Below are 13,279 nucleotides of genomic sequence, written 5' to 3' on the forward strand. Positions count from 1 at the left end.
AAGATTTTGGTTCTCTGCTTTTCTTCAAGTGAGAGTTCAACGCCAAGTAAGCCATGCATTTGCAGTTCTAAAATTCAGATGGTGTAAAAGAATCCCCACCTGAATTAAGAACTTGCTTCAATATAGTATTTGAAACTGGTACAAGTCCATTATAATTTTTACTTATCACCTATTTTACAGGTAATTCATGCTTTATCTTACCTATATTATCTCCAAATTCTATGGTAACTTCATTATGTATTTAATTATTTAACTAAAGGGGCGTAATTCTCTAATCCTCAATAGGTTAGAGATGGATAGCTCTTATTATTTTAGGTTCGATACCTAAAATAATAAATCTTTGATAAGTTATAATATGTCCAACATATAATATTGTTTTAGGCTAGTGGAATCATGATAAAGATCACGTACATCTTTTGTTTAGAGGTTCTCCAAACACAGATATATCTAAATTCCTAAATGCTTATAAGAGTGCTAGCAGCAGACTTATAAAAAAAGAATTTCTACATATAATAAAATAGTTATGGAAAGAGTATTTTTGAAGTAGAAGTTATTGTCTTATGACAACTGGTGGCGCTCCTATAGATATAGTTAGAAAGTATATAGAAAATCAGGGGATGAAATAAGGTGATGATATGCTAAAGGCTTATAAATACAGGATTTATCCAAATGTAGCACAACAAATATATTTAGCAAAAACTTTTGGCTGTACTAGATTCATATATAATAAGATGTTAACAGATAAAATAAATCACTATGAAAAGACTGGTAAAATGTTGAAAAACACACCTTCACAATATAAAGCTGAATTTGAGTGGCTGAAAGAAGTTGATAGTTTGGCACTTTCTAATACTCAATTAAACCTAGAGAAGGCATATAAAAATTTCTTTAGAGATAAAACTGTTGGATTTCCCAAATTCAAAAGCAGGAAAAGTAATTATCACAGCTTTACTACCAATAATCAAAAGGGAACTGTTTTTATAGAAAATGGATATATTAAGATACCTAAACTAAAATCCATGATTGAGATAAAAGAACATAGAAAATTTAAAGGAATTATAAAAAGTTGTACTGTTTCTAAAACTCCAAGCGGCAGGTATTATATATCAATTTTAGTAGATACAGAAAGTATAAAACTACATAAAATTGATACTAAAGTAGGGATAGATGTTGGCTTGAAGGATTTTGCAATATGCTCTAATGGCGATATTTTCAGTAATCCTAAATGGTTTAGGAAATCAGAGAAAAGATTAGCAAAGTTACAAAAGAACCTATCAAGAAAACAAAAAGGCAGTATGAGCAGAAATAAAGCCAGGCTAAAAATTGCAAAGTTACATGAGAAAATAACGAATCAAAGAAAAGATTTCTTACACAAGTTATCAACTAAACTTATTAGAGAAAACCAATCTATAGTTATTGAGGACTTGAAAATAAAAAATATGATGAAAAATGAAAAATTGGCTAAAGTAATAGGCGAAGCTAGTTGGAGTGAATTTAGAACAATGTTAGAGTATAAAGCAAGCTGGTATGGCAGAGATATTATAATTGCACCTAGTAATTATGCCAGCAGCCAATTATGTTCAGAATGTGGCTGTAAAAATCCACAAGTAAAAAATCTGGCACTAAGAGAGTGGATTTGTCCTAGCTGTGGTGCGCATCACGATAGAGATATAAATGCTAGTAAGAATCTACTGAAATTAGCAATATAATTTTGGTATTAGCGAGGTTGGAACGACCTTGTTAGCGTGGGTAAACTTGCTCCGCTTAGAGTATTGACCACGAAGCCATCCACTTCTATAAGTGGTGGTAGTTCACTAATACTAACAGTAAACTTTATGATATTTTCTTTAAAACTTTTGCCAATACTGATGCTGTTGTAGTTATGGCAGCATACAATGTAGATTTATCTGAATTTAATATACCCGATAATTTTATTATAAAAAATTATGTCCCTCAATCAGAAATTTTAAAGTATACTGACGTGGCAATAACTCATGCAGGTATGAACAGTACTAGTGACTTGTTATATAATAACGTACCCTTTGTGGCAATACCTATAGGTGCAGACCAGCCTTATATGGCTGGAAGAGCTTCTGAACTAGGAGCAGCAATTTCTCTTGAGAAAGACAAGCTTACTCCAGATATATTAAAAAATTCCGTGAAAAAGGTTTTAACTGATCCAAGTTATGTTGAAAATATTAAAAAAATAAGTGATTCTTTTAGACAAACTGGAGGTTATAAAAAAGCTGTTGAAGAAATTTTTAAATTAAAGATGGAGAGAGGCATTCTTGCCTAAATTTTTAAATATTCAATATAGAAAAACAGATGTATAATAAAAATTCCTTACATCTGTTTCTTTATTTAGGAAACCATTGTCAAAGTAGTTTTCCTTTTGTTATTTATATATCAACCCTTTTTTTATCTATAATATAAAGTATAAATTCTTTCATTTTTATTTCGACATATTAGAATATTCCACACTAACTAAAATATTAGTTGCCGTTTATGATGTGGTTCACCATAATGAGTATAACATAGACCTTTTAGCAAGGCTGGACATAATGAGAACTAAGTCATCATGTCCAGCCATTTTATGTGTTATTTTTATTTTTTCACTGGTATCTGTATTTCGCTCAAATAGTCCTCTGTACTTTTTTCATTGCAAGGTCCTTTTATAGCAACTTGGCGTGGATTTCCTATCATAATATATCCATTTTGCTCAATCCAATTTGCTAGGAAATTATATGCTCCTGCTACATTTGAATAATCTCCTGGAACTAATATGCTAGCAGCTTGCTCTACTGCTTCAGTTTCCTTGAATGTAAATCCGTCTTCATCCTTCATTAGCTTATCAACACCAACTACTACCTCCACATCAACTTCACCTTCTTTATAGCCTGCATCGTAATAGGTAGCATAAGCTATGTCATTGCAGTGAATATTTTTTCCCATTAAGTATTCACCCAATCTTCTCCAAATCATTCCTTCTGCTTCATAAGTTGGTATAACATCCCTTAAAGAAATAACCTTATAGCTTGGTAGTGATTTTAATGTAACATTATAACTCATATTAACCTTCTCCTTGTTCATATCCTTAATAGCGGAGTTGATTTTTTCAAGTCTTATTTCCTCAGCTCTTATATTATTCTTAATTTCTTCACCTTTGACTTTTAAAATAGCTTTTAGCTTTTCCTCAGATTTTTCTTTCATAAACACTGCTATATCAGCTACGTTAAAGCTCATGTCTCTCAATGACACTATTAGGTTAATGTCTGATATTTGTTTTGCCGAATAATATCTATATCCTGTGAAGTCATCAATTTTAGCAGGCTTAAAAAGTCCAACTTCATCATAATACCTTAGCATACGTACGGACACTCTGGTCAACTTAGAAAAGTCTCCAATCTTGAACATAAAATCAACCCCTATAAATTACTGCCATTCGAATGACATCTTTAGAATAATACCTAACACCATGTGAGAGTCAATATGAAATTTACACTTGTAGTATATATCTCCAACTGATGCATTTCAATTCTTGCTTATTTTTATAGCAATCTTGTTCAACCATATTTTAACATTAGGCAAAATAATAGAAGAATTTTTTCCATTAAAATCCTCTACATACCTATACCGGGTACAGCCTACATACGTGTAAAAATGAGCCACATACTGGATATTAATCCCAATACGTGGCTTTTCTTGTTTTGATTCTTATTTTTAGTAGTTGGTCAACAATCTAAGAATGTTGTTACCTAATCATAAAATTTATATCCAAAACTTGTTGAAACTTTCTGTCCTTCTTTTTTTCTTCTTGCCTTAAGATCTGCATCTGATTTCTCAACAATTTTGTTAATATAAGTTACTCCTGCAAAGTCTAAATAAATTTTAGCTGCTGAATTTATGACTTTTTTTAAATTCATATCATTACCTCCTCAATTTAAATACTAATATCAGTATAATATTCTACTGTTGCGTCTTAAGTACTTAATAAAATAATACCATATTATTGATTAGGTGGTAAATCATATTTGGTAGGATTGGGAAGTATGAATTCAACACAATGACAATTTTGTTAAATTGGAATACAAAAGACCTACCATAAATAGCGCTTTTATATCGACCTATAAGAAAGTTGCGAAGTAAAACTCAAATCTACTTTTCTTTCCTCTCCCAAAAGTCATTCCTGCTTTTTCTTATAGCAATCCAACCTAAAGGGAGGTCAAATAATTGATTCAAAGTATCATCTAAGTCAACCATCTTTGCTAAGGATACCACCATTGCATCCTCAATACTAACATTTTCACCATGATGAAACTGCCAAGCACCATCATCTTCATCGTGAGAAACATAGAGTATCGGCATATTTTCACTAACAACTTGTCGTGTTGTAAAGACAAATGTATTTTCTACATCGCAAAACTTCCATTTTTTATTTTCTCCCAAGTTAAACACTCCTTTTGTGTATTTTGGTTCGTCATGCAAGTAAATTTTCACCTAAATTATTTAATGTTTTCAGCTTTAAATGAATAGCCTCCACGCTCTTCAAACTCTATTTCTTGAATTTTTTTGTATACTGGAACTTTTCTTATATACTGCGTGTATCCGATAGATTTAAAGCTAATTTGGCCGTTTGTAGTTTCAATAATCCATTCCCATTCGATGTCCTTCTTTATATGATTACTGTTATGAGGCTTACTTGCATTAGTTCTTTCTAAATCTTCAATAATTGTTCCTAATCCATAACCTAAATCAATATTAACATCATATACATTTTCAAAAATTAGCGTAGCTGGTGAAATCCAAAATCTATAATATCCATCTTCTTCTGGACCTACCCATTTAAATATATAATCAATATCAAATAGTAGTTTAAAATTAAATTCGTCAAATGCAACTGCATGGATTTTGCAATCATGCCAACACATTTTTTCAAAGTCATCTGTAGTCCATGTCCCTTTTTCAAGATTATATCCTTCCATCATTACTATCTCCTGGCTTAGTCCAATGTTTAATATTTTCCATTGCTCTTTCTAAGTCATCCATATCATCTTCACCTAATGTATCATCAAACTTTTTGGATAAAATATATCTGATTTTTGCTAATCTCTCACAAACACGCCATTCATCTATAAAACGAGTTGTCTCTTTTTCATATTCTGCCCTAAACATTTCTTCACCATAGGTAGAAAATTTATCACCATAATAAGCTCCCTGTCTATGTAAAGATTGCAAAATCACTTCTAATTCTTTCAATACTTCTTCAAGTTCATCAAATGTATATGTTATATTCTCATTTGCCTTTTGCAAAATTTCACTTCCTTTTGTTTCGTAATATCTCACCAAGACGAAATAATTTAAAAACATTTCATCACATTTTATATATGATACCATATGATTACTCAGTATAAAATTACAATTATAAAGTTTAGAATATTATTTTGGAGAATTTTATTTAGCTTATCTTATATACTGAATTAAATCAAAACTATTAGTATGTGGTGTAGGATCACTTATGCTAGCATCTTTAGGTGGTGCAGGTGCTGGAGTAGGCGATGGCGCTTGTATTACAGCTTGTTTTGGTGTCGGTACAGGTGTTGTAGCTTGTACAGGTGTATATACTGATTCTTGTTTCTCTTCTTGTTGTTGAGTTGTATTAGATGCTGGTGCAGAATTTGACTGTACTTTAGATGCATTAGAACCTGAATTTTGTGAAAGTGCAACAGTATTAGATTGAATATTGCTTGTAGCTGTATTACTGATATTATTAGATATCGAAAAAAATCACACCCCAGGGGTGTAATTTTTATACTTACATCTTATCTTAATGATAATACCACTTCTTCACTTGCTCGGATCTTACCTATCCTAGGGAAAATGTATTTACAAACATAATCATGCTCTTCTTTCGTTGAAGCTGTCATTGCATCTTCCACAAAAATTTGATTATAACCATGTTGGTAAGCTTCTCTTGCTGTAGTATCCACACCGATTCCAGTGGAAATGCCACATAGTACAATGGTATCAATTCCACGACGTCTTAACTGCAGGTCAAGGTCAGTACCATAGAATGCTCCCCATTGCCTTTTGGTAATAGTATGAGCATTTTTACTATCCGCTATTTCAGGTACATAGTTATCCCATCCTTCTGGAAATTGTGTTGGATTAACTTTTAAATCCACGCTTGGTTTAAACATATCTTTTCCATCTAAAGAGGAAACTCTTACAAGAACTACAAAGGCTCCCTTCTCTGTAAATGCATCAATTAATCTGCTTGCATTTTCAACAACCTCTGCACTGGTATGAGGTGAACGCTTACTATTTACAATTCCATTTTGCAAGTCTATAACTACAAGTGCCGTTTTTTCTGCTTTTATTAATTCATTTTCTGCTCTTTTTAAATCTTCCATTTCCTTTTCTCCTCGTATAATAAGTTTATAGTCAGTTAAATAGCTGCTATAGACTTTTAATATATTGTGTACAAGGTACTGTAAGCCCCTTATCATGGCTATTTATACATAGACTACTATATACAAACATTTAGAATATATAGTAAGATCTTTTTATAAGATCAAATCTATATCTTATTTATATATAATTATTATCTAATTTAAACTAAGTTTTTTATAGACTTTAAAATAAACCCACACTGCATTTATCAATAACAATGCACCTGTAATAAAAAATACATATCTGATACCCAAATAAGCTGACACTTGTCCACCTAGAACTGAACCTCCAAATACACCTAAATATCCTGCTGACATGTTAATACCAAAAACTCTCCCTGTAAGAGAAGATGGTGTGATTTTCTTCACCAGGATATTAACAGAGGGAACCAACCCCGCAGATGCTAATCCCAATAAAAAGCGAAGGCCCATTAACTGCCAGGGATTTTTTACAAAGGCTTGTGGTATAAAGATCAAGCCTGCCGCTACAAGTGCTACTAATATAACTTTATGTGCTCCAATTTTATCAGAAAGTTTTCCAAGTCTAGGAGCAGCAATTATATTTGCAAGTCCTGAGGCTGAAAATGCCATTCCTGCGATTAGCGCAACATGACTGGTATTTTGGGATAACTGGGTAACATATACTGTTATGATTGGTTCAACAGAATATAATGCCACAGTTAATATAAAAAAGGTCACAAGAATGGTAATAGTCAAGCTCTTTTCAGGAACAATACTCCATATTTCTTTGATACTGAGTACCTTTTTATCTTCACGAGTAAAGGATTCCCTTACAAATAATGCGGTTGTAATAAATGCAATCAGCAGCAGTGCACCTGTTATGAAAAATACATTTTGTAAACCAAAGATCTCTTCTATAAAACCACCAATGGTTGGTCCAAGCAAAGAACCTGCAATATTTGCTGTTGAAAGTGTACCTAAAGCCCACCCTGCATGTTCATCATCCGTCTGAGTTGCAATCAACGTAGTACAGGCTGTACTATAACCTGTTATAGTCCCCTGCAATAATCTTAATCCTATAAGTACATATACATTTTTTGCAAAGCCCATACTGCCTACAACTATGGCCATACCAAGGCTTGCTCTTAAAAGCATTGGTTTTCGTCCAACCTTGTCAGCGGCCTGACCCCAAATTGGTGAGAAAATAGCTGAAATTATAAAAGTAACACCAAAAGCAATTCCTGAAAATTGTTCAATTAAAGCTGTATTAGATATACCAAGATGCTTTATATAAAGCGGTAATACCGGCGCAATCTGACTCATTCCTATGCTCGTTACAAACATCCCAAACCAACAAACTATTAAATTTCTTTTCCACATTTTCATAATATTAATATACTCCTTCCCTTACTGTAACTCAATTTATGTATAAAATTACTTAAGAATGAAAATGCCCATTAATAAATAACTAGGTATCAATAAAATGTATGTTATATTATAGTTTATTTCTCAACATAATTATAAACTATAAAACATAGTTAGTAAACTATTATTTATAGTTTGATAAAAATGTTTTTTGATGTTAAACTATTTTTATAAAGTGAAATTACAAGGAGTGGCATATTAATGCAAAAACGAAATTTAACCAAGGAAAAAATTATTCAGATTGGTTTTTTATTGGCTGATGAAATTGGTCTTAATCAAGTTACTTTTCCAAAAATTGCAGAAAAACTTGGTATAAAATATCCATCTCTATATAATCATTTCAACAATATGGATGATCTTAAAATAGAAATGACAGTTTACCTTTTGAATAAATTGAATTTGAAATTAATGCAAAAATTAATTGGTAAAAGTGGTGCAGATGCTGTCAGAGAGTTTGCCTATGTTTATCGTGATTTTGCCTTTGAAAACAAGACTGCCTATGGACTTTTTATGAATATTCCAAGTACAGAAGATGAGGAAGTAAATCGTTTAGCGAGAGAAACTACAGGTATTATTCGTCAGGTTTTAGATTTTTATATTAAGGATGAGACACATTTAATTCATAAAAGTCGAGCATTAAGGAGCTTTTTACATGGCTTTATCTCCTTAAAATTTCTTGGATATTTCCAAAATGCAGCAAATTCAGAAGACAGCTTTCAATTGATGGTAGAGGATTTTATTTTGTCCCTTCCAAGAAAATAGAAAAGGCATACAATGAAGTACGCCTTTTTAGCAGAAAACAAATTATTATAAAAATTTTATTTGTACTGTTTAGGTATTTTATTTTCACAAGGTACTCCTGTTTGACATTTTCCACAACCGTACCATGGTTTATATTTTTCAACTATCTTTCCTAAAAAATCAGAACATAGAATATGATTTTTCCCCTTATCTATGGATATAGCTTTAGCTGGACAATTTTTTGCACAGGCACCACACATGGAACAATATTCATAGACATCTTCGTACTCTCTTTTGTCAGCACTCAAATATAATTCTGTAACTATACTTCCAAACCTTCCGGCTATACCTTTTTTCGTTATAAGTCCTTTAGATAGACCAAAGGTTCCAAGGCCACATACAAATGCAACATGTCTTTCAGACCAATTACTTGTAAAGGACACATCAGAATGCAAAGAACTGTTATCAAATCCTTTTTTAGCCCAAAAGCGTTGATCTTGGGATGGTACAATGCTGTTATATCCATCTTCTATTAAGACATTCTTTAGATACTGGCACAATTTAGCCAAAAAAGCCTGGCCTTCAATACGTGCATGAAGCCATTCTTCCGAAGGCCATATTTTATCTTTTTTATTTGATATCCTTACTCTTTCAGTAAATGGTAAAAAAAATGAGATAACTGTTTTCGATTTAGGTAACCATTCTTTAGGAGGTAAAAAATGCTCCCCTATTATTTCAGGTTTCTTCAATAATTGAAAATATTCATCATTTGCATCGCCAAAACCAAAAATAGGGTCATCATAAATTTTCATTCCCACAACATTTTTTGAAAGAGCAATTTCTTCGTCTATAATATTTTCTTTTGAGTTTTGTACAAAATAGGATGCCTTTTTTATTAATTCTTGCTTGTCCATATTACAACTCTCCAATCATATTAATTTCTCATTGTTGAATAGTGTTATTTATTCCAATGGTATTCAATTTTATCTGATATCTGCTGAGCTACAGTTTCACCAAATAGTTCTTTTATCACATATAAACCTAGATCTATGCCAGAAGATACCCCTGCTCCTGTGATAATTTTGTCATCTTTTACTACCTTTGATTTTTCTACGATTACTCCCATTTGAGAGAGTTCGTCAAATGCAGTGTGATAGGTAGTAGCTGATTTGCCTTTCAGAAGACCTGCACTAGCAATTATAAAAGCACCTGTACATACAGAACATAAATATTTTAATTGAATATATCTGTTTTTTATAAAACTAAGTATTCTTTCATTTTTCATTGCTGATTTTCTGCCTTGTCCACCTGGGATTACTAATACATCTAACTGTGGGCAATTGTCAATAGTATAATCTGCGAAAAATCTTAATCCATTGCGTGCTTTAATTATCTCTTCTCCATCACTTACAAGCCAAACATTAGTGCTTTCAGGTTTTACTTTATTTATGTATGATAGAACTTCAAATGGTCCAATGAAATCCAATTCTTCAACTTTTTCAAAAATTAATATACCTATGTTAATCATATAAATCACTTCCTATTTACTATACATAAATAGTATAATATATTATGCAAATTATCAACTAACAATTAGAATACCATATAAATATATCCATTATACTTATATACTAGAAACGCAGCTTTTTATCTGATGACTAGCCGCTATAACACTCTACCACTCTTTGAAAGCGACCAAATACAAAATAAAAAAAGAGTAATTTCCAATATATATAAATTACCCGTTCTTATTACTCTTAGAAAATCACGAAATAAAATCTATATTCATAGCTATTAAATGAAACAAGAAAACCTATAAATTTTCTTGTTCTATTTTAGTTTTTTTCATGCATTATACATGCTAAATATTGATCAATAGATACCTTTCTTCATCTTACCTTTAATAATAAAACTTCCTAAAAGCCACAGTGCAACAATCCAAGCAAGTAAATATATAAGCTGTCCTTTGAATTCTAACATGGCACTTCCATTTTCTATACCCTGACTAAGACTCATGTATGCCTTTTGCGGTAAGATATTGCAAATCGCATCAAGAACTTTGTTATCCCCTGTAAAGGAAATATAACAGCCTGTCAATATACAAGTTAAGACATAAATTCCACTGGACACTAAAGAGTAATTACCTTCCAGCACCGATGCAAAGAATAGAGCCAATGACGCTGAGAGGGCAGAAAGAATTCCAATTAATACTGCCAGCATTCCATAACTAAACCCAATGTTTACCCCAAAAGCCACCTTTGTAATAATAATTGCTAGGTATGAGGGTATATAAAGACATAAAAATGTAAAAATTCCCTGTACAAAAAGATATAGATCCTCGCTTACCGGTGCTGTTAATACCCGTCTAAATGTTTTTATGTCTCTATCCTCTGTATAAAGTGTTATCAAGGCAATACCCTGCATTAAAAGAATCATTAAAATAAATCCCAAGATATTTGTCCCAGCACCCTTTTTAGTGTTTCTACCTTCATTGCTTTGTGAAATTTTACCCGTTTTAAAAAAGTTCTCTATGACTTTTTTATCAGCTTCATTTTTTAAAGTTGTTATATTGTAGCTGCCATAATTTTTTTCTTCTACAATTGCAATATATTTGCCCAAAAGTAGATTTGAAACAGCTGGCTTTTTATTCATTACATCAATCTGAATCCTACTATCTTTTGGAATGTTCTGTGCATTATCTGAAACCAAAGCAATATTTCCCTTTATATCTACTTTTTCAGTAAACAATACAGCAACAGCAATCATAATTGGTATAACTACAAAAGCCACTATAAGCACCGCTTTTTTTACTGAAATTCTATTGAAATTATTTTTCAATAAATTAATTATATTCATTATACATATTCCTCCGGCTTAAAAGTTATTTGACATATTATGATGCAAACTATAGAAGCAAACAGCATAATAGCAATAGTGGGCAAATATGTGCTGAAGTCATTATCATATATGACCTTAAAGATACATTCTGTAACCCACTTAATTGGTGATATATATGATATTGTCTCCACAATTTTTCCAAGACTGGCTGCCGGGAAAAAGGTACCACCAAAGAATACAAATACTAATATTGGAATTTGCATTACGGAATTTGCTACTTCTTCACTTTTAAAAATACTACAGAATAACGTACCTAAAGAACAACCAAATAGAGACAGTATATTGATTAACAACATAATATATAGAAGATTCTTTCCTCCAAAGTTAATGTGAAAAAGATATTGCCCTATAAGTAATATAAGACTATATGAAATGCTGCCCAAAATATAAGTGGCAATCAATTTAGATAGATATATTTCTGTTTTGGAAACTGGTGCATATGCGATACGAGTATTTCCCCTTTTAACCTTTTCCTCCATGAAAGTATTGGTGGCTGTCATGGCAATCAATAGTGCTGTAAAGATTATCATTGTAACTCCATAATAATCATAGGAACTTACATCCCCTGCACCATAACCACCCTTTGTGACAAAACCCATAACGCCAATAAGTATTAATGGAAATATAGTATTAAAAATTAGCAGCATTGGGTTTCTGAGAATATTTATAAAATCAAATTTGACTATTTTTATAAAGTTCATATTTTCCCCCTAATCCCTTAGATTTCTTCCTGTCAATTCTAAGAATACAGTTTCTAAAGATGCCTCTTTACTGCTCATACTCTCAATTTTACAGCCCTTTGATATTATTGCAGATATAATTTCATTGAGATTGTCTTTTGACTTTTCTGAAGTTATAAGCACTGTATTTTCAGATATTTTAAATTTTGTTACACCATCAATTTCATAAAACTGCTTATCATTTAATTTATTTAAATTTTTCACGCTGAAAGAATAGGTGACTTCATCATTCACTTTCTGGTTTAATTCTTCCTTTGTGCCCACCGCAATAATCTTTCCTTCATTCATAATGATGATTCGCTCACAAATTGCTTCCACCTCTTCCATGTAGTGTGTAGAATAGATAACTGTTGCACCTCTCTTTTGCAGTATTTTAATAGATTCTAATATATGATTTCTTGATTGAGGATCGATACCAACTGTAGGTTCATCCATGATAATAAGCTGAGGTTGATGTGCAATGGCACAAGCTATATTTAATCTTCTTTTCATACCTCCTGAAAAGGTCTTTGGCTTATCATCTTTTCTATCAAAAAGACCTACCAGCTTCAAAGCCTCCTTTGCCTTACTTTCCAGCTGTTTTCCTTTGATGTTATACAGACTTGCAAAAAAACGTACATTTTTCTCGGCAGAAATTTCTTCATAAATAGCTAAATCCTGCGGAACCACTCCAATTCCCTGTTTGATTGGCTTTATATCCTTTTTTAAATCATGTCCCAAAATGGTTATCTCGCCCTTATCAGCTGATAATATAGTAGCCAAAATATTGATAGTTGTACTTTTGCCTGCCCCATTAGGTCCCAGCAGTCCAAGAATTTCACCTTTATGGACTACGAAATTGATTCCATCAACGGCTTTTTTAGTATGATAATTCTTTTCTAAATTTTTAACTGTAACAACATTATTCATAAACATCCCCCTTTTTAGACAGTATATTGTCCAAAAAGAGAATAGCATAATATTAAAAAAATAGTCAATATATTGTCTATTTTTTAACCTGACTAACTTGCCGTAAGTCTCCCACGCACACAGCGAAAGCGATTCACACAAAATCGAAGATTTTGG

The 13,279-nt window shown here is 31.8% G+C and carries 15 protein-coding genes and 2 pseudogenes; 5 read left to right on the forward strand and 12 right to left on the reverse strand.

What is annotated here, in order from left to right:
* Positions 1 to 386: 386 nt before the first annotated feature.
* The 3 genes and pseudogenes from tnpA to ABF633_RS19585 all read left to right on the forward strand — a co-directional run.
* Positions 387 to 626: pseudogene (gene tnpA, locus ABF633_RS19575) on the forward strand (IS200/IS605 family transposase); the annotation flags it as partial.
* A gap of 9 nt (positions 627 to 635) precedes the next feature.
* Positions 636 to 1,709 (forward strand): IS200/IS605 family element RNA-guided endonuclease TnpB, encoded by a 1,074-nt coding sequence (gene tnpB / locus ABF633_RS19580; protein ID WP_415526205.1) that lies wholly within the window; start codon positions 636 to 638, stop codon positions 1,707 to 1,709.
* 101 nt (positions 1,710 to 1,810) lie between these two features.
* A pseudogene (locus tag ABF633_RS19585) lies at positions 1,811 to 2,296 on the forward strand (nucleotide disphospho-sugar-binding domain-containing protein); the annotation flags it as partial.
* Between the two features lie 308 nt (positions 2,297 to 2,604).
* Here ABF633_RS19585 and ABF633_RS19590 read toward each other — a convergent pair.
* From ABF633_RS19590 to ABF633_RS19610, 5 genes are all read right to left on the reverse strand, one after another.
* Positions 2,605 to 3,414, reverse strand: coding sequence for a MerR family transcriptional regulator (locus ABF633_RS19590; protein ID WP_415526207.1), 810 nt, complete (start codon positions 3,412 to 3,414; stop codon positions 2,605 to 2,607).
* Positions 3,415 to 3,755: 341 nt separating this feature from the next.
* Positions 3,756 to 3,923 (reverse strand): hypothetical protein, encoded by a 168-nt coding sequence (locus ABF633_RS19595; RefSeq protein WP_415526209.1) that lies wholly within the window; start codon positions 3,921 to 3,923, stop codon positions 3,756 to 3,758.
* Between the two features lie 232 nt (positions 3,924 to 4,155).
* Positions 4,156 to 4,485 carry a hypothetical protein gene (locus ABF633_RS19600; RefSeq protein ID WP_415526211.1) on the reverse strand — a complete coding sequence of 110 codons (330 nt, stop codon included), beginning with the start codon at positions 4,483 to 4,485 and terminating at the stop codon, positions 4,156 to 4,158.
* Between the two features lie 17 nt (positions 4,486 to 4,502).
* Positions 4,503 to 4,982 (reverse strand): hypothetical protein, encoded by a 480-nt coding sequence (locus tag ABF633_RS19605; protein WP_415526213.1) that lies wholly within the window; start codon positions 4,980 to 4,982, stop codon positions 4,503 to 4,505.
* On the reverse strand, positions 4,969 to 5,310 hold the full coding sequence (locus ABF633_RS19610) for a hypothetical protein (protein WP_415526215.1): 342 nt from the start codon (positions 5,308 to 5,310) through the stop codon (positions 4,969 to 4,971). The genes ABF633_RS19605 and ABF633_RS19610 overlap by 14 nt, the downstream gene beginning before the upstream one ends.
* Positions 5,311 to 5,515: 205 nt before the next feature.
* Between ABF633_RS19610 and ABF633_RS19615 the strand changes: the two genes are divergently transcribed.
* Entirely contained in the window at positions 5,516 to 5,650 is a 135-nt protein-coding gene (locus ABF633_RS19615; protein ID WP_415526217.1) for a hypothetical protein, read from the forward strand.
* A 169-nt stretch (positions 5,651 to 5,819) separates the two neighbouring features.
* Here the strand turns inward: ABF633_RS19615 and ABF633_RS19620 are convergent, their stop codons facing one another.
* Complete coding sequence (locus ABF633_RS19620) at positions 5,820 to 6,410, reverse strand: hydrolase (RefSeq protein WP_415526219.1); 591 nt, start codon at positions 6,408 to 6,410, stop codon at positions 5,820 to 5,822.
* A gap of 195 nt (positions 6,411 to 6,605) precedes the next feature.
* Complete coding sequence (locus ABF633_RS19625; RefSeq protein WP_415526221.1) at positions 6,606 to 7,796, reverse strand: multidrug efflux MFS transporter; 1,191 nt, start codon at positions 7,794 to 7,796, stop codon at positions 6,606 to 6,608.
* Between the two features lie 240 nt (positions 7,797 to 8,036).
* Here ABF633_RS19625 and ABF633_RS19630 point away from each other — a divergent pair, with 240 nt between their 5' ends.
* Positions 8,037 to 8,597, forward strand: coding sequence for a TetR/AcrR family transcriptional regulator (locus tag ABF633_RS19630; RefSeq protein ID WP_415526223.1), 561 nt, complete (start codon positions 8,037 to 8,039; stop codon positions 8,595 to 8,597).
* A gap of 56 nt (positions 8,598 to 8,653) precedes the next feature.
* Here the strand turns inward: ABF633_RS19630 and ABF633_RS19635 are convergent, their stop codons facing one another.
* From ABF633_RS19635 to ABF633_RS19655, 5 genes are all read right to left on the reverse strand, one after another.
* The gene (locus ABF633_RS19635; RefSeq protein ID WP_415526225.1) at positions 8,654 to 9,490 is read right to left on the reverse strand and encodes a 4Fe-4S binding protein; all 837 of its coding nucleotides are present in this window, start codon (positions 9,488 to 9,490) and stop codon (positions 8,654 to 8,656) included.
* A 44-nt stretch (positions 9,491 to 9,534) separates the two neighbouring features.
* On the reverse strand, positions 9,535 to 10,104 hold the full coding sequence (locus ABF633_RS19640) for a DJ-1/PfpI family protein (RefSeq protein WP_415526227.1): 570 nt from the start codon (positions 10,102 to 10,104) through the stop codon (positions 9,535 to 9,537).
* A gap of 344 nt (positions 10,105 to 10,448) precedes the next feature.
* Entirely contained in the window at positions 10,449 to 11,432 is a 984-nt protein-coding gene (locus ABF633_RS19645) for an ABC transporter permease (RefSeq protein WP_415526229.1), read from the reverse strand.
* Entirely contained in the window at positions 11,432 to 12,175 is a 744-nt protein-coding gene (locus ABF633_RS19650; protein ID WP_415526231.1) for an ABC transporter permease, read from the reverse strand. The genes ABF633_RS19645 and ABF633_RS19650 overlap by 1 nt, the downstream gene beginning before the upstream one ends.
* A gap of 9 nt (positions 12,176 to 12,184) precedes the next feature.
* Positions 12,185 to 13,123 carry an ABC transporter ATP-binding protein gene (locus tag ABF633_RS19655; protein WP_415526233.1) on the reverse strand — a complete coding sequence of 313 codons (939 nt, stop codon included), beginning with the start codon at positions 13,121 to 13,123 and terminating at the stop codon, positions 12,185 to 12,187.
* Between the last annotated feature and the right edge of the window lie 156 nt (positions 13,124 to 13,279).

This window comes from Clostridium sp., from assembly GCF_047718555.1.
Classification (GTDB): Bacteria; Bacillota; Clostridia; order Clostridiales; family Clostridiaceae; genus Clostridium_I.